This is a genomic window from Arthrobacter sp. FW306-07-I, assembly GCF_021800405.1.
In the GTDB taxonomy this organism is placed as follows: Bacteria; Actinomycetota; Actinomycetes; order Actinomycetales; family Micrococcaceae; genus Arthrobacter.
Genome location: NZ_CP084551.1, coordinates 20,998 through 36,056, shown reverse-complemented (window position 1 = coordinate 36,056; position 15,059 = coordinate 20,998). Strand labels below are relative to the sequence as shown.

General features: G+C 62.4%; 14 protein-coding genes and 1 pseudogene. 1 reads left to right on the top strand and 14 read right to left on the bottom strand.

Annotated features, from left to right (window positions below; genetic code table 11):
• Positions 1-23: 23 nt before the first annotated feature.
• From LFT46_RS20845 to LFT46_RS20815, 7 genes are all read right to left on the bottom strand, one after another.
• A complete protein-coding gene (locus tag LFT46_RS20845) occupies positions 24-695 on the bottom strand; it encodes a helicase associated domain-containing protein (RefSeq protein WP_236822141.1) in 672 nt (223 codons plus the stop codon).
• Positions 696-871: 176 nt separating this feature from the next.
• Positions 872-1,561 carry an RES domain-containing protein gene (locus LFT46_RS20840; RefSeq protein ID WP_236822140.1) on the bottom strand — a complete coding sequence of 230 codons (690 nt, stop codon included), beginning with the start codon at positions 1,559-1,561 and terminating at the stop codon, positions 872-874.
• A 19-nt stretch (positions 1,562-1,580) separates the two neighbouring features.
• A complete protein-coding gene (locus LFT46_RS20835) occupies positions 1,581-1,973 on the bottom strand; it encodes a hypothetical protein (RefSeq protein WP_236822139.1) in 393 nt (130 codons plus the stop codon).
• Between the two features lie 83 nt (positions 1,974-2,056).
• Positions 2,057-2,650, bottom strand: a complete 594-nt coding sequence (locus tag LFT46_RS20830) for a hypothetical protein (RefSeq protein WP_236822138.1) — start codon at positions 2,648-2,650, stop codon at positions 2,057-2,059.
• A 551-nt stretch (positions 2,651-3,201) separates the two neighbouring features.
• Positions 3,202-4,719 (bottom strand): recombinase XerD, encoded by a 1,518-nt coding sequence (locus LFT46_RS20825; RefSeq protein ID WP_236819513.1) that lies wholly within the window; start codon positions 4,717-4,719, stop codon positions 3,202-3,204.
• The gene (locus LFT46_RS20820) at positions 4,709-5,044 is read right to left on the bottom strand and encodes a helix-turn-helix domain-containing protein (RefSeq protein ID WP_141161575.1); all 336 of its coding nucleotides are present in this window, start codon (positions 5,042-5,044) and stop codon (positions 4,709-4,711) included. The genes LFT46_RS20825 and LFT46_RS20820 overlap by 11 nt, the downstream gene beginning before the upstream one ends.
• Positions 5,041-6,147, bottom strand: coding sequence for a tyrosine-type recombinase/integrase (locus LFT46_RS20815; RefSeq protein WP_175319800.1), 1,107 nt, complete (start codon positions 6,145-6,147; stop codon positions 5,041-5,043). Before LFT46_RS20815 ends, LFT46_RS20820 begins: the two co-directional genes overlap by 4 nt.
• Before the next feature lie 602 nt (positions 6,148-6,749).
• On the opposite strand from LFT46_RS20815, the pseudogene LFT46_RS20810 reads away from it, so the two are divergent.
• Positions 6,750-7,073, top strand: a pseudogene (locus LFT46_RS20810) (SDR family NAD(P)-dependent oxidoreductase); the annotation flags it as partial.
• Positions 7,074-7,313: 240 nt separating this feature from the next.
• Here LFT46_RS20810 and LFT46_RS20805 read toward each other — a convergent pair.
• From LFT46_RS20805 to LFT46_RS20775, 7 genes are all read right to left on the bottom strand, one after another.
• The gene (locus tag LFT46_RS20805; protein ID WP_236822137.1) at positions 7,314-8,519 is read right to left on the bottom strand and encodes a hypothetical protein; all 1,206 of its coding nucleotides are present in this window, start codon (positions 8,517-8,519) and stop codon (positions 7,314-7,316) included.
• Positions 8,520-8,764: 245 nt separating this feature from the next.
• Entirely contained in the window at positions 8,765-9,805 is a 1,041-nt protein-coding gene (locus LFT46_RS20800; protein ID WP_236822136.1) for an NAD(P)-dependent alcohol dehydrogenase, read from the bottom strand.
• Between the two features lie 172 nt (positions 9,806-9,977).
• Positions 9,978-10,850 (bottom strand): DeoR/GlpR family DNA-binding transcription regulator, encoded by an 873-nt coding sequence (locus tag LFT46_RS20795; protein WP_236822135.1) that lies wholly within the window; start codon positions 10,848-10,850, stop codon positions 9,978-9,980.
• 52 nt (positions 10,851-10,902) lie between these two features.
• The gene (locus LFT46_RS20790; protein WP_236822134.1) at positions 10,903-11,700 is read right to left on the bottom strand and encodes a triose-phosphate isomerase family protein; all 798 of its coding nucleotides are present in this window, start codon (positions 11,698-11,700) and stop codon (positions 10,903-10,905) included.
• Positions 11,701-11,739: 39 nt separating this feature from the next.
• Complete coding sequence (locus LFT46_RS20785; protein WP_236822133.1) at positions 11,740-12,210, bottom strand: ribose-5-phosphate isomerase; 471 nt, start codon at positions 12,208-12,210, stop codon at positions 11,740-11,742.
• On the bottom strand, positions 12,207-13,934 hold the full coding sequence (locus LFT46_RS20780) for a dihydroxyacetone kinase family protein (protein ID WP_236822132.1): 1,728 nt from the start codon (positions 13,932-13,934) through the stop codon (positions 12,207-12,209). Before LFT46_RS20780 ends, LFT46_RS20785 begins: the two co-directional genes overlap by 4 nt.
• Before the next feature lie 91 nt (positions 13,935-14,025).
• Positions 14,026-15,021 carry a D-ribose ABC transporter substrate-binding protein gene (locus LFT46_RS20775; RefSeq protein WP_236822131.1) on the bottom strand — a complete coding sequence of 332 codons (996 nt, stop codon included), beginning with the start codon at positions 15,019-15,021 and terminating at the stop codon, positions 14,026-14,028.
• Positions 15,022-15,059: the final 38 nt, after the last annotated feature.

Below are 15,059 nucleotides of genomic sequence, written 5' to 3'. Positions count from 1 at the left end.
AGGTGTCGCCGGGTGCCCGTCGGCTATGAATCGCGGCGGCGGCCGCGTGGTCGGCCCTCGCGCCACCCCGGCAGGACTTTATCCAGCCGCGACTTCTTCTCCGGTGCCAGCCTGCCGTGGTTGTAGTTGATGCGCTGGCCGTGCAGCCACACCCCGAGGGTGCGCTCGACCGGGTCGCCGGTTTTCTGGTGCCGTGGCCATTCACCGCCTGCCTTTCGGAAGGCTTCAACTTCCCTCAGCCGCCGCTGCCACCGTGCCTCGTCCTCGGCCTTCCGGGGCGACGCCTGATCCCAGCCGGGGATGACGCCCAAGCCTTCGCTGAGTGTGGGGGAGAGGGTTCCGGCTGCTGATTCCCGGCGTCGACGGTACAGCCAGCTGGCCAGGGCCTGTTCGCTGGAGGATGCCGCGTGGGCTGCCGGCAGACGCCCCTGCGTGCGGTAGAACGCGACGAGCTCGTCCATCCTTTGCAAAGCCGTATCGGACGGGACCTTGACCGGCAGGGCAGCGGCATGCTCTCCACGAAGACCAGGATCTCTCGTCGCCGCGATCTGCAGGTGATAGCGGACAGTGGTCACTGCCGCACCGCACACTGCGGCGATCTTCGCCGGCCCGATGCCCCGCCGGTACATCTGCACCCACTCCCAGTACGGAGCAGAGCGGCGCGTCTGCGGCACCGCTTCCTTCGTCTGAGCCACGGTTACACCCCCACAAAACGGTTCTTCCCTTCACGGTAGCCTACGGACACATCGCCCAACACAGGCTGGCAGCCGACAAATGCAAGGGAGAGAACTCCACCAAGAAGACCCGCGGGGAGGGGCAGCGGGCCATGGACGGAAAAGTGTTTGTGCAGACACTGCCTGTAAGTTCTTCCTCAGTCGTTCTCCCACTGCAGACCCAGGAAGCGGAAAGCGGTGAGGAGTGCCGGGGTATCGTGCTGCAGCTCCTCGACCTCCACGTCGCGAATGTTGGGAGTGACAGCGGGGTCTTCCGGGCGTTCGAAGACTGCCCAGAGCTGCAGATCATCCCCGTGCCGGGACGCGAACGTCACACCATCGAAGTCCGTCGTCTCATAGAGCCAGGAGGCAACCGACTGCGTCAGGCGCCGCGGCCGTGCGTCCTTCAGCGCCGCGGCGTCAAAATCATCGAGCCCCAGGCTCAGTGCCAGGCCAATGAAGCGCGGGTGCAGCGCCGCGATAGTGCTCGAGGCTGTCACCACGCAATAGCGGCCTGAAAGTTCCGCCGAAGCGGCCGTACGTTCATCAAGCCATTCCTTGGGAACGCTGCCCGGTGCGATGGTGGGGTGCAGGACTTTGTCCTCATCGTCCTCGACGATGTCATCGAGTTCCAGACTGAGCCTGGCGTCCTTGCGGAAATGCGCCAGAACCTCCAGCAGGCAGGCCAGCAGGCTCGAGCCGGCATAGACGGTGCGGAAGTTGCCGTGCAGGTCATCCCAGCGGCCCGGGAACCGGCCGTCGGTGGCCCATTCCCAGCCGCTCCATGCCCACGGTTCCGGTCGGAACCCGACACGCCAAACCCGTCCCGCGGCTGCCAACGCGGTCAATTCACCAGCGACCACCCGATCAGCCCGCCGCGGCAAATGCCCGGGCGGCGGCGAGGACCAGCGGGCCTGCTTCCTCGAGTTGGCCTTCGCGGAGCAACCGGGCCGGAGGGGTATCATCCAGCTGCGGGTTCATCCCTTGGAACCAGGCCTGCACGACAGCCCGTGAATCCCGCTCCGCGAGGAGGGCAGCCACATGGTAGGCGGTGCGGAGCCGCTGCATGACCTCCGCGGAGGGTTTCCGTTCGCCGTCCGCCCACTGCCGCACGGCGCGCGTTTCCTTCACGGAACCGATGTAGGCGACGAGCTTCGCGCCCAGCAGATCCCGCAAATCGCGGACCAGCTCCGGCTCAGGCAACCGGATCGAGTCCTGATGGGCTTTCAGCCCGCCTCGGGCTCCTGTCACTGCAGTCATACTTCATTCTCACGTTTGTAACACCAAATATCAATGCCTCAAACACAAGCGGGATCACATGCGAAATCCCAACCAGCCGGAGTTCAGTTGTTTTCGGTCCGGACAGGCGCAGCGGCGGATCCTGTTTGCCAGCGCTTCTGGGCCCCTTGGCGGCTGATCCCGAACGCTCCGCCGATCTTGTCCCAGGAGACGCCTGCCGCCCTCGCGGCTGCGACGGCGTCGTCGAGCTGGGCTTCAAGATCCTTCAGGCTGCGGCTCAGGGTGCCGATGGTGTGCAGCGACAGGTCCGGGGCGACATGCCGGTGCCACACATCCAGGAACAGCGGCTTCAGGTCTTCCCGGTCGCTGATGTCAGCAGCGTCGGCGCTGGCCGCCGGTCCGGCGTAGATGCGCCCCGCGGCGGCGTCCTCGTCGGCCGGATCCCAGACCCGTGTCCACAGCGGATCCAGGATGACGTGTTCCCGAAACGGAACACAGCTGCAGGCGACCCGCCATCCGACCACCTGGGACGGTGGACGCCATGCGTCGCTGCTTGGCTCATTCTCAAGCGCCACCGGGCGGCCGTCGGGCGTCATCAGGTTGATCTCCATATACCTGCCACCGGACCCGTACATACCGTCCGCGAAGACGCACACGACATAGCCTTCATGCTCGCTGCCCTCAGTGAACCAGCCCATCGTGCTTCCCTTCATCAGCAGGCAATTGCTACAGTGACAGTATGGGCGCTGACAACTAGCGTTGACAAGCAAGGTCGCTATAGCAACGCTACTGGCATCCCTGCGGATCAAATGTGAGCGTATTCGCCACGAAAGCCTGCGTCGTGCAAGTCCTCCGCTAGAACACGGAATGTCTACCTTTGCTGCCAAGGCTTTCCCTGTTGGTCTAGTTCGTGCCAGCATTTGCACAACTGCTCGGGGAGGAGTGCGATGACGGGTCGAAAGCAGAAAGCCTTCGTTTTGGTAGTCACAGCGATGTTGGTTGTTGGCATTGCCGTCTGGATCCAGGTTGCAACGGGCTCCCCGGCTGTGACGGCGGTGGGTTTCGCGTTAGCTGGGCTTCTTGGGTCCTACTTTGGTTGGCGATGGTCTCGAAAGAAGTCTGCTGAAGTTGAGGGTTATCGTCAGGAGCTCATTGGAAAGAGACCGATTGAGGATCTGCGCTCAGACAGGCGAGAAGACCTTGATGAGTGAGAGTTAGATGTCACTGTCGAAGTGTTCGCAAGGACGCTTCAAGGCCCGGTTCTTAGGTTGACGTAGCGGGACCAGGCGTCGCCTGCCGCGTCGGCGTGGAGGAAGGCTACTTGGTGGCTGTATCCGAGTGCGTCGGCGACCAGTGGCGGTGGTGAGACTAAAAGGTGTTCGTCGAGGGCCGTGTTTCGTGCGCCGCGCAGGTCGATGCCCAGGCTTCGGAGCCTATCCATGATGCCGTTTGGGTGAAGTGGTTGTCCGGCCCGGGTCCCCGGGAAGAGCCAGGGGCTTTGTGCGTCTGATCCTGTTCTGAGATTCGGACGGCCTTTAAGGTGCTCTCGAAGCAAGTCGGCGAAGGGTTCGGGAATGGGCACTGGGTGCGGGCCGAAGGTGATCCGCATGTTGCCGGTGCTTTCATTGGTTTCGATAGCGTCGGTCCGGAGTTTGGCGACCCGAACGAGCGGCTGGGCGTAGAGAAGCAGCAGGATGCCGGCGACTCGGTAGGGCAGGGACTCGCTGGTGCCGGTAAGCAGTTCCCGGAGCCAGGCCACGCGCTGGTCCTGGGTGATCGCGGGGCGGGTTTTGGCTGTGTAGTGGCCCATGTCCACCCTGTGGTTTGTGCCGGTGTTCTTGATGAAGACGATGAAGGTGCGGATGGCTTTTCTGGTCGTGGAACCGGTTGCGAGCCAGGTTTCGATGTCTTGTTGGGTGCAGTTCGCCGCTGTCCGCTGGTGGGTTTCCCAGAGCCAGTCCAGAAACTTGACGGTTTCGGTGATCTCTTGCTTGGCCGAGTGGACCGGGGCTTGGGCGCTCTTCTCCGGTGTTGTGATGGACCGGATGCGCCGGAGGTGATGCCAGGTGGCAAACTGTGCGACGGGTTTGGCGACCTCCTCGGGCAAGTGGCGGAGCTTGTCGTCAATCCAGGTTTCGAACCGGGCCAGATACGGGTCTTGGTAGGGGAGGAGTCCATGATGAATGAACAGGGCGCGCAGGTGATTGGCTTCGCGGTTCGCTGACTTGGCCGCGGCATCGAGTCCTTCGTGCGTCAAGGGAGTTTCCCCGCATGACAGAGAGGCCAGGAGTGCTTGGACTTTGGGGGAGCGTTTCCACGTGATGATGCTTTCGGGCCGGTCCGCTTTGCAAAGCGCATGGACGATTTTGCCGGCGGTGTCCGGGTCGGCGGGGTGCATGAGCAGTAGTTCGTTGAGGTCCTCCCGGAGGGCGCAGCGGGCGCATATGCCGCGCCGGTAGAACTCGCCCTCCGTATTGCAACGGGTGCAGTGGAAGTCGTGGAGGATGCCGGCGCAGGGCGCGCAGCGTGGCCCTCCGCTGATGTCCGGTGGCCCGGGTAGAAGTCTGTGCTGGCCGCACTCCGGGCAGGTCCCGTGGGTGCGGGTGGCGGTGGTGAAGCATGGGCCGCAGATTCGGCCTTCGGGCCAGGTGGCGCGGGTTTTACCGGCGGCCCGGCCGCAGCGTGCGCAGGTGGCAGTCCCCGTGGTGCGGGGCCGGCCGCGGCTGGTGCTGCGGGGGCTGAGGCCTGCGGGTTTGTCAGTGATCATTGTCGATGATGCGTGCGCGCCGTGGTCTGACGGTGCGGTTCAGGTCGACGACGTTGGGGGCGCTGGTTCCGGTTTTGCGGGCGCGGACGTCGGCGGCTGTGACGGTGATGAGGTCCTCGGGTCCGCAGGAGAAGATGTCGCAGATCGCGGCGATGACCTGCAGTGCGACGCGTTCGGGTTTCTGGTTGACGAGACGGTAGACCTGTGGGCGGGACAAGGTGATGCCGCGCTCGGCCAGAAGGGGGATGAGGTCGGTGGTGTTGTGCAGGCCCCGTGCTGCCATGAGCTCCGAGAGCCGCCACTTGTATTCGACGTCGCGTCTCACCATTCACCTCGCATCTGCACGCCCAGGACTTCATCCATGGTGCGGTCCAGCGCTGCCCGAAGGGTCGTGTTGCGGAAGTCGTCGCTGACGAACTGGTAAATCCCGGTGGTGGAGGCGTGTTCGTGGCCCATCTGATGTTGCACGAATCTAGGATCCCATCCGTCCTCCAACAGGTGCGTTGCATAGGAGCGCCGGAGCGAATGCAGGTCCAGGCCATCCATTGGCAGGCCCAGCTCGTTGAGGTAGCGCCGGAGCCGGCGCAGCAGGGTGGATTCGCAGATCAGGCCGCCGCGTTCGCTGGGGAACAGGTCCAGGGTGTCGAGCATGCCCCGTCCGTTGGCGAGCCAGTCCTCGAGAACGCCGGCGGTCCAGTCGAAGACCGTCAGGACGCTGCGGGGTTTGTGCGGGGAGCCCTTGCGGGATTTGCCGAACCGGACCTTGCAGACGCCTGCCTTGCCGAACCTTCGCGCCTTCGGGTTGGCCGCAAAGTCGATGGATTGCAGGTGCCGGAGCTCGTTGAATCTGAGCCCGTACGAGTAGGCGATTTTCAGCATGACGGCGTCCCGGTAGGCGGCCTGCCAGCCTTTCTTGCCTGAGGCGGCGATGAGTTCGACCTGGTCGTCGGCGTGATCGAACAGCATCTGGAGTTCCGTCTTGGTGAAGGGCCGCTTGGAGGGACGTCCTTCGTACTCCTGTGTGTGGGAGGCGGTGTTCCAGTCAAAGAAGACCTGGGACGGGTGCGTGCCGAAGCGCTGTTCGCAGACCTGGTCCCAGCCGTAGTCGGGGTTTGACACGTAGGACGTGAACCGGCGGAGCGTGGACTGGTAGCCGCGGACCGTGGAGTGCTTCAGCTGGTGGATTGAGCGGAGGTCACCGAAATACTCCTCGACGTGTTCCGGTGCCCAGTTCCACGGAAACTCGTTCACATGGTTCACGAACCGGCGGACACTCGCGATGCCCTTGTCGATCGTGTCGAACTGGAGGTTCCTGGAAAGCTGCTGGTTGCGCCACCCGGTCAGCATGTCCTCAAGAGTCTGTTCCTCGGGATGCAGCAGCTGAACAGCACTCAGCTGCAGCACACGCCCGGACGCGTCCACCGCCATTCTCGCCCCACAGTTCCCTCGAAGTTTGTGCTCAAATCTTGAATCAATGATTCATTAAATGCATCATCAGCACAAAACCGCAGGTCAGACGCTTGTCGCAACCGCTTCAAGGATCGATATTGCGCCCGTCGGGCAGCGCCTGGCCAGCGGCGCGTTAACGCTGTTCAGACCGCAAATTCCGCGGAATCTTAGGGAAGTGAAAGGACTTGGTGCGGATCCGGGGGATCGGGGCGATTGATTCATCTGATGCAATACGCAGAGTACTAGTTGACATAATATCAATTATCGGCGTTAGGTTTTGGCCGCCATTAGGCGCGAGAATCGCTCATCTGTTTGTAGGTCTGCGAGGTCGATGTCCATTTCAATATAAGTTGGCGCAGCTCCAACCAATCTGACGCATTGTGGTGCGAGCTTCATTACAGTTGTCGCATCGCAGGCCAGAACGGCGTCCCCGAGGAAGGACATAGTCGTGTGAGCTCCTTCAAATACAAGGTGAATTTCGGCGGCCTATCAGGTAGCGGACGGACGATTGGCTGGTACTTCTGCTCCCAGGACCAGCGGGCCGCTGGTTGCCTGTTCCGGAACGAGTGAGCATCAGTGGCATGACAACGACATTGATTACCGGGGCAACCCGGGGACTGGGCTACGAAACCGCCCGTTTGCTTGCCGCCGCCGGTCATACCGTCTATCTCGGCGCTCGTGATGTCACCCGCGGGGCGGAAGCTGCCCGGCTGCTCGGAGCCAGGGCCATCGAGATTGACGTGACCGTCGAGGCCTCGGTGACCGCCGCGGCCGAACGGGTCCGCGCCGAGGCCGGGGCGTTGGACATACTCATCAACAACGCGGGCATTGCCGGCGGCAGGCGGCCACCGGCCGAGGCGACGACCGATGACCTGCGCCGTGTGCTGGACACGAATGTGGTGGGCGCTGCCGCAGCCGAGCGTCTGAATGATCTACCACCGGCAAAGTGGACCTCCGAGCGTACTTCAGCGATCGGCCTGTACGTGTCTGGGACGCCCTTCTCGCTGGGGCAAAGCGGACGTCGGGGAGTGCGCGTCACTTAGCAGGAAGCCCAGTACTGCCAGACCAAGGAACTGCAGAACCAGATTCTGCATGCCAAGCAGCATCACGGCCGGTACGGACAGCAGCGTGTAGCCTGCTCTTCGCTAGTTTGACTGGGATTCTATACGGCGCAGCGAGATGGTGGGTGCTCCGGGGTTGAGGTCGGGGCCGAAGAATTTGATGATGGTCATGTCGGTGGCGCCGGTGTTGGTGTAGTCCAGGGGCTGGATGGCGCGGTCGTGGACGATGAGCAGTTCGTCGGCTCCCGGCTGGTTGCCGGTGACGTGATGGCCTCCGATAATTCCTTCGCCGCGCCAGACGAGAAGGTTGAACACACCGTTTTCACGGCAGCTGTAGGTCTGGCCCGGTTTAACGATGAGGCGTTTACCGCTGAATTTGGTGGAACCGTAGAAGATCCACGCCTCGGTCGCGGCCGCGGATTCGTGGAAGAGCACCGGCGCGATGTGGCGGTTCTCGTAGAAGTAGGGATCCCCGTTGACTTCCCAGTCCAGCCAGTCCAGGAGGGCGGCCTCACCACGCTCGGCCCGGTCTTGTTCGCTGACATCTTTGAAGAGCAGCTCCTTGCTGATGATCGTGCCGGCGTTCAGGGCCTGAAACATGGCCAGCGTGTCGGAGTCTTCCTGGAGTTCGACGGTCAACGCCGTGCCCGGGGCGTGCAGCACCCCGGATGGCAGGAAGAACCCGTCCTCGGGCATCTGCTTGTACGCCCGGGCGTGCTGGAGGATGTCATCAGAATCCCAGGAGATCAATTCATCCAGCAACAGGTTTGAGAGGTGGTCTTCGGCGATACCGGGGTGCACGCCGAAGAAGGTCTCGGGGTGGGCGCCCATATCCACATCGGATGGGAAGTAATAGGCCTCGTCCTTTGAATTGCGGCCCACCTTGGCCGCCTGATCCTTCGGGGGATGGACGTGGAACGGGATGCGCGCTCCGTAATCGAAGATCTTAGCCAAGCGCCCGAGCCCATCATGACTGGCGGCGTATTCGAGACCCATGATCGCTGCGGGGTCTGCAGCGACAGCGTCCGCCAGGTTGATCGGTTCCCCGTTGGACGGCCGGATGTAGTTGACGCCTTCATCGGCCGGCCCGACGGCGTTATCGGCGTGAGTGGTGGATCCGAGCCACCGTTCGCAGATAGTGCCCCGCTCCCCCACGTCGTACTGCTCTTCCGGAAGGCCGAGCCTGCGCCCGGCAGGCAGCCAGTCCCTGGCGACTAAGGCCGCGTCCAGCGGCAGTACCCCGTCATGCTCGGCAATTGCCTTTGCCAGTTGTGCAGCAGCTGATGACATCCGTGTCTCTCTTTCGTAATTCTTGGTTTTCAGGCTGCCGTTGAGTGGCCTTGGACAGGTGCAGGACAGGTGGGTGACGCGAAGCGATTAACTGCGCGATTCATCCGGGGAGTGCGTGACCAGTTCTTTCGCGGTCCTGGCGGGGACTCGCCATGAGATCGGACAAAACCGCAGGCAAATACCCCCACCGCCGTACAACCCACTGGGCCATTCGTCTGGTTAAAAGCCAGCTTTAGCAACACTCGCTAAGGGACGATGACAGACTTGATGGCCCGGGGATCGTCGCCGCCGGTGAGTAGGGCTGTCTTGACGTCTTCAAGGCCGAAGCGGTGTGTGACCAGTGCATCGAGGTCCACCCGGCCGGAAGCGACCAGGTCAATGGCCAAGGACCAGGTGTTGGTGTAGCGGAATATGCCGGTCAACTCGATTTCCCGGTTCTGGATAAGTGATACTGGCAGTTCCACGCTGTCGGCACCCATCCCGACGAGCACGACTCTGCCACCGGGTTTGACGGCTGCAATGCCGGATTGGATCGCTGGCGGGGCGCCGGAGGCGTCCACAAAGACGTCAAACAGTGGACCGGAGGTGACATCTTCGATTCGGGGGTCCACGGTCCGGGTGGCACCCGTCCTGAGGGCAAATTCGCGCCGGTGCGGGGCCGGATCCGACACGGTGATGTCCGTGGCGCCGTGGATCCCGGCAATTTGGGCCACGAGAATTCCTATGGGCCCTGCTCCTGCGATGAGCGCACGGGATCCGGGCTTTATGGCCGCTTTGCGGCAGGTGGCGATTGCGACCGACAACGGCTCCATCAGTGCGGCAGCTTCGTCGCTTACGTGATCGGGAACGGGATGGGCGAAGTCGGATTCGATGGCTGCGAATTCGGCGAAAGCGCCGTGGATGGGAGGTGCTGCGTAGAATTCAATGTTCGGACAGAGGTTGTATCGACCGCCCTTGCAGTATTCGCAGATTCGGCAGGGTTTTTGGGGCTCGATAGAGACGCGCTCACCGATGCGCGAGGTGGAGACATTGACCCCTACGGCAACAATGCTGCCTGCGGATTCGTGGCCGAGGATCAGCGGTGACTTCACGATCATGTCTCCGATGTGGCCTTCATGGAAGAAGTGGGTATCGGAGCCGCAGACCCCGACGGCGGAGATTTTGACTAGGACTTGGGTGGAGGTCAGGGCGGGGACCGGCACGTCCTGCATTTCGACGTTTCCGGGTGTGACGAGCACGCTGGCACGCATGGTCCGGGGAGTTGATGTGGTGCTCTGCGTCGTCATGATATTCGATCCTTTGTGGTGCTTTTGGGGACGTTGTCGGCCGTTTCTGGAAGGTCTCCGGCTGGCTGGGATATCTGCGCGTCTTCGTCGTCGGGCTGGTCGACGTGTTGCTCAAGCGGGAATCCTTGCGCAGGGAGTTTGGTGGACCGGCGCAGGTGTCTGATTGGCCGTGTCATTTTGGTCGGTTGTCGGGTGCGGCGGAATTACCCGTGCCTGGATCTTCATGAAGGCCGTCATGGCGGGCGTGGCCGTCGGCGACGATGACGTGGACATTATGGGACCTTAGCCGGTTGATGTCCTCGGGATTCGTTTTGGAGTCCACCACGACGACGTCGAAGTCCGAGAGGGGCGCCAGTGCGTAGAGCGCCCGTTTCTGGAATTTTGTGTGATCTACAAGCAGGATCCTTTTGGCGGCGGCGTTGAACATGGCGCGCTTGATGTCTACCGTCGCTTGGCTTTGGAAGAAGCAGATGTCGTCCGTGATCGCTGCTGTAGACATGATGAATACATCAGCACGGAGCTTATTGATCGCTTCGATTGTGGTGCCGCCCATGAACGAGCTGCACCAGTTGTAGTAGCTTCCGCCGAGAGCCACGAGGGAGATTCCTCGTGTGCCCTTCAGCTCGTTGATGAGGGTGAGCACATTGGTGATGACGGTCAATGGGGTCCGTGAAGGGATCAGCCGTGCCATTTGGAGCACAGTGGTGGAGTCGTCCAGGAAGATCGCCTGCCCTGTCTCGATGAGCTCCACGGCCGTACGGGCGATCTCCCGCTTTTCGTCCTGCTGCTGACCGGTCCGGAAGACATCGCTGGATTCAACAAGGCTTGATGACAATGCCGTCGCCACGCCTCTGGACTTACGGAGCAGGCCACGAGCCTCCAGCTCGTCAAGGTCGCGGTGGACTGTCATCTGGCTGGTTCCGAAGCGCTCGGCCAGCTCATCGATACGCACCGCCCCTTCGGCCATTACGGCCTCCGAGATCGCGCGCTGCCGTTCGCCCTGACGGGAAAGACGCGGTGTCTGGTTGTCCGCATCAGATTTCATTCGTGCTCCTGAATCTTTTTGTCCCCATGGCCTGCCGGGCTTCTCACCGTACCTACCCGTCTCGCCTGACGTACCCGTCACGGAGGCGGGACGCTTCGTCAATGATGTCCGATAGCGCCGTGACACGGTGCGCAAAGCGGCCCAGGAACAGTCCGTCGACGTCGGAGTCGAGCTGCGTCAGCAGACCCGGCCCCGCGCTTCCTCCATAGATGACGGACCATTGGGTAAAGCGGGTTTGGGTCCTCAGCCATTCCTTGAGGCGGGCACAGACCTCGCTGATGTGCTTCGAAGATGCCGGGCTCGTGGATCCAATGGCCCAGGCGGGTTCGTACGCAACAACGACGGCAGAACCCCGTCCGTTGCGCTGATCCGGCTGGAGCGCCGAGCTGAGCTGGGCGAGACAGACCTCGGCAGCGTTCTCCGCCGGACCTTCGTCAGGCTCGCCGACGCAAATCACCGGAATGAGACCATTCCTAAGGGCGGCGGCCGTTTTGGCACTCACGACCGCGTCATCCTCGCCGAAAAGCCTGCGGCGTTCTGCGTGCCCGACCTCGACGTAGCGGCAATCCGCTTCTGCCAGCGCCGGTCCGCTGACTTCGCCGGTGAAAGCGCCCCGATCTTCCCAGTGCAGGTCCTGGGCGCCGATTGCCACGGGGGTGTCAGCGAGAATTTGCCGGGCAGGGACCAAGGCTTGGAAACTGGGGAGTATAAAGAGTTCCACTTCGCCATCCTGCAGGGCCTGGTGTCCCTTGGCCATCACAGCCACCTGCCGACACCATTCCAGTGTTTCTTCATGCCCGAAGTACATCTTGAGACTGACTCCGAGGAGCGCGGGTTTTGGGTGGTCCATCACGCCGCCCCCGGCCGGCTGCCGGATGGCAGGTGTCGTTCAGGCATCCCGGTCTGCCTCGTAATCGTTCATCAGCTGGACTTTTTGGGCTGAAGCTGACGTTTCGTCGAACCGGTACGTGAGCCATTCGCGGGCCAGCCGCCGGGCGAGTTCCAGTCCCACGACGCGCTGCCCGAACGTCAGTACCTGCGCGTTGTTACTCAGGACGGAACGCTCGACGGAATAGCTGTCGTGGGCGGTAACGGCACGGACTCCTTCAACTTTGTTTGCCGCGATGGCAACGCCCAGACCTGTACCGCAGACCAGGAGCGCCCGGTCAGCTGTTCCGCCGGCGATCATTTCTGCCGCGGCGATGGCAATCGTGGGGTAGGCGGTCTGGCCGGTTTCGTCGACGCCGACGTCATGAACGGACTCAACGAGTTCGCTTTTTTCGAGGTCAGCCTTGAGCGCCTCTTTATATTCGTAGCCAGCGTTGTCGCTGCCGATGACGATTCGGAACTTGCCAGTCATTTGACTTCTCTTTCTGGGCTGAGGTCGCGTTCGACTGCCCTGATGATCATTGCCATGGAAACGGCACCCGGGTCCGGGGTTCCTATACTTTTTTCTGCGTGAGGCCGGGCGCGCCCCATCTTGGGGACAAGGGAGGCCGTCGATTTCGCGGCCTCATCGGCCGCTTCGGCTGCTGCGTGCCATGCGTTCTCCGGGGCATTTCCGGACCGGATCCCCTCGCTGAGGGCGACGCTGAATGGAATCAGGACGTCGACCAGAGTCTTGTCGCCGAGTTCGGCCTTGCCGAACGCCATGACCTGTTTGGCCGCCTCGGTGATTCCCTGTGAGATGCTCGCCGTGTTGGGTGATTCGTTGTCGCCAACGCTCTGGCCTATGGATTTGATGATCAGGCCCCACAGCACGCCGGATGTTCCGCCTGCCCGGTCGGCCCACGCATCCGCGGCCAAGGACAACAAGGTGCCGGCGCCGGCGCCGGCGGCAAGGGCGGCCCGCCCCGCGTCCGCCGCCGCGGCAGCACCCCGCTGCATACCGATCCCGTGGTCTCCGTCGCCGGCGACGGAGTCCAGGAATCCGAGATTTTCCGCGTTTTCATCTATCTCGGCCTGCACGGTTTCCAGAAGCTTCTGCACTTGGCCGGCAGCCTGGCGGGAGGCTTCTGAAGCATCTGGCAGCTCGTTCTTTGCCGCGTATTCCGGGGTTTTCCCGTAGCGGGGGCCCTCGTCGCTGACGACACCTTTTCGGAAGGCCGGGGTGCTCGCGGGCGCCGTCCAGTATTTTTCAAGTTCGTCATCAAGCCAGAACAGGGTTAGGGAAACGCCCGCCATCTCGAAGCTCGTCACGAGCTCACCGACTTCTGGATCCACCACAACAATCCCGGCGAAGTCCAGCATCTGTGCGATCTTGCGGTATACGACGAAGAGTTCTTCGGATTTCACGGCGCCGAGCCCGTTAAGTATGACACCGACCCGGCGGCCGTTCAGGTTTTCCGGTGCCTCAGCGAGCAGTGAGCGGACCATCAGCTCGGCGGCGGCGTCCGCCGTCGGAAGAGCCTGTTCGCTGATGCCAGGCTCACCGTGTATGCCCATGCCCACTGCCATTCGTCCCTCGGGGATCTGGAAGAGGGGCGCCGCGGCGCCAGGGAGGGTGCATCCGGAAAAGGCGATCCCAAAGGAACGGGTTCTTTCATTGGCACGGGTTGCCACCTGGAAGACCTCGTCCAGGTTGCCTCCTGCGTCCGCGCACGCCCCGGCCGCCTTGAACACGGCCAGATCGCCGGCAATTCCACGCCTTTTATCGATCTCAGCCGTGGGAGCACTGGAAATATCGTCGGTGACGGCGACCATCAGAGTCCGTATACCCTCGGCGTTTAGTCGATCCTTCGCCACCGTGAAGTTCAGAACGTCTCCGGCGTAGTTTCCATACGTCAACAGGACTCCCCCACCGGCGTGGGCGGACTTGGCTACGGAATAGATCTGCTGCGCCGAGGGCGACGCGAAGATGTTTCCCATCGCTGCGCCGTGGGCGAGGCCGGGGCCGACGAGGCCCGCGAAGGCAGGGTAGTGGCCCGAGCCGCCGCCGGTGATGACCACGACGCTGCCCGGGGCAGCACCATTGCTGCGGACCACGCCGCCGGGGACTTTTCTAATCCATTGGGGGTAAGCCGCGGCGAATCCGTCGGTGAGTTGGTCGGCGAAGTCGATCGGATTGTTGAAGAGATAAGCCATGAGTTCCTTGTTTCCTTGATTCAGGAAGCCGGTAGGTACGGTAGTTGGCGGCCGGCCGCGTTTGCCCTGCGGCCGGCCGACTATTCGAGTCCTACTTTGAGAGGGTGAATGCGGAGGTGTATGAGGGGGCGTTGTCCTTGTTGATCAGGGTGCAGTCGAAAGCCTGCTTCTCCTCGCTGGCCCCCGTTTTTCCCGTCTTGATGAACTGGTCTGCGTAGTCGACCGCCTTCTTGGAAAACTCGGCAACGGGCTGGAGGACCGTGTAGCTCAGGGAACCGGCCTTGACGGCATCAACGGCATCAGGGGCGCCATCGAAGCCGCCGACCTTGACCGTGGCCAGCTTTCCGGCTTCCTTCAGTGCGGCAATAGCACCGAGAGCCATCTGGTCGTTGCCGGCAAGGACGCCCTGGATGTCAGGGTGTGCCTGCAGCATTGACTGCATCTTGTCGTGCCCCTGCTTCTGATCCCAGTTGGCGACCTGGGCTTCGAGGAGCTTCAGGTCCGGGTACTGGGACAATACGGTGGCAAACCCATTGGACCGGGTTGCTGCGTTGTTGTCCGCAGGCGCTCCCTTGAGCTCGACGTAGGTGCCTTTGCTTCCCATCGCTTTGACAAATTCCTGGGCGCCCAATGCAGCGCCCTGGGCGTTGTTGGAGACCAGCTGTGCCTTAGCCAGACCCTGCTTGTTGATCTCTGCGTTGACGAGGATGACGGGGATGCCGGCGCTGGTTGCCTTCTGCACGGCACCGATGGACCCGTCTGCGTTGGCAGGATCCAGCAGGATGGCCGCCGATTTATTCGTGATGGCAGCGTCGATAAGGTCGCTCTCAGCCTTCGTGTCCCCCTTGTGGGCGTTCACGTTGACCTTGTATCCGAGCTTTTCACCTTCGGCCTTCGCTGCGTCTCCCTCCGTGGCCCAGTACGGGTTGGCCGGGTCGTTGACGATCACCGTAATGACCTTGCCGCCTCCGCCTGCTTCGCCGGAGCCGGATGCCGAGGGGGAACCTGACCCGGCAGAGGATCCGCAGCCGGCCAGGGTGAGGAGCGTGACGCCGGCGGCAAAGATGGCAGCGGCTTTTCGATTCATGGACTTGCCTTTCAGTGGTTTATTCAGGTTGGGAAAAA

What these genes read in the sequence shown, in the direction of transcription:
- LFT46_RS20835 (WP_236822139.1), bottom strand. Translation starts at nt 1,973, where the DNA reads ATGACTGCAGTGACAGGAGCCCGAGGCGGGCTGAAAGCCCATCAGGAC.
- LFT46_RS20830 (WP_236822138.1), bottom strand. Translation starts at nt 2,650, where the DNA reads ATGGGCTGGTTCACTGAGGGCAGCGAGCATGAAGGCTATGTCGTGTGC.
- LFT46_RS20825 (WP_236819513.1), bottom strand. Translation starts at nt 4,719, where the DNA reads ATGATCACTGACAAACCCGCAGGCCTCAGCCCCCGCAGCACCAGCCGC.
- LFT46_RS20815 (WP_175319800.1), bottom strand. Translation starts at nt 6,147, where the DNA reads ATGGCGGTGGACGCGTCCGGGCGTGTGCTGCAGCTGAGTGCTGTTCAG.
- LFT46_RS20805 (WP_236822137.1), bottom strand. Translation starts at nt 8,519, where the DNA reads ATGTCATCAGCTGCTGCACAACTGGCAAAGGCAATTGCCGAGCATGAC.
- LFT46_RS20800 (WP_236822136.1), bottom strand. Translation starts at nt 9,805, where the DNA reads ATGACGACGCAGAGCACCACATCAACTCCCCGGACCATGCGTGCCAGC.
- LFT46_RS20795 (WP_236822135.1), bottom strand. Translation starts at nt 10,850, where the DNA reads ATGAAATCTGATGCGGACAACCAGACACCGCGTCTTTCCCGTCAGGGC.
- LFT46_RS20790 (WP_236822134.1), bottom strand. Translation starts at nt 11,700, where the DNA reads ATGGACCACCCAAAACCCGCGCTCCTCGGAGTCAGTCTCAAGATGTAC.
- LFT46_RS20785 (WP_236822133.1), bottom strand. Translation starts at nt 12,210, where the DNA reads ATGACTGGCAAGTTCCGAATCGTCATCGGCAGCGACAACGCTGGCTAC.
- LFT46_RS20780 (WP_236822132.1), bottom strand. Translation starts at nt 13,934, where the DNA reads ATGGCTTATCTCTTCAACAATCCGATCGACTTCGCCGACCAACTCACC.
- LFT46_RS20775 (WP_236822131.1), bottom strand. Translation starts at nt 15,021, where the DNA reads ATGAATCGAAAAGCCGCTGCCATCTTTGCCGCCGGCGTCACGCTCCTC.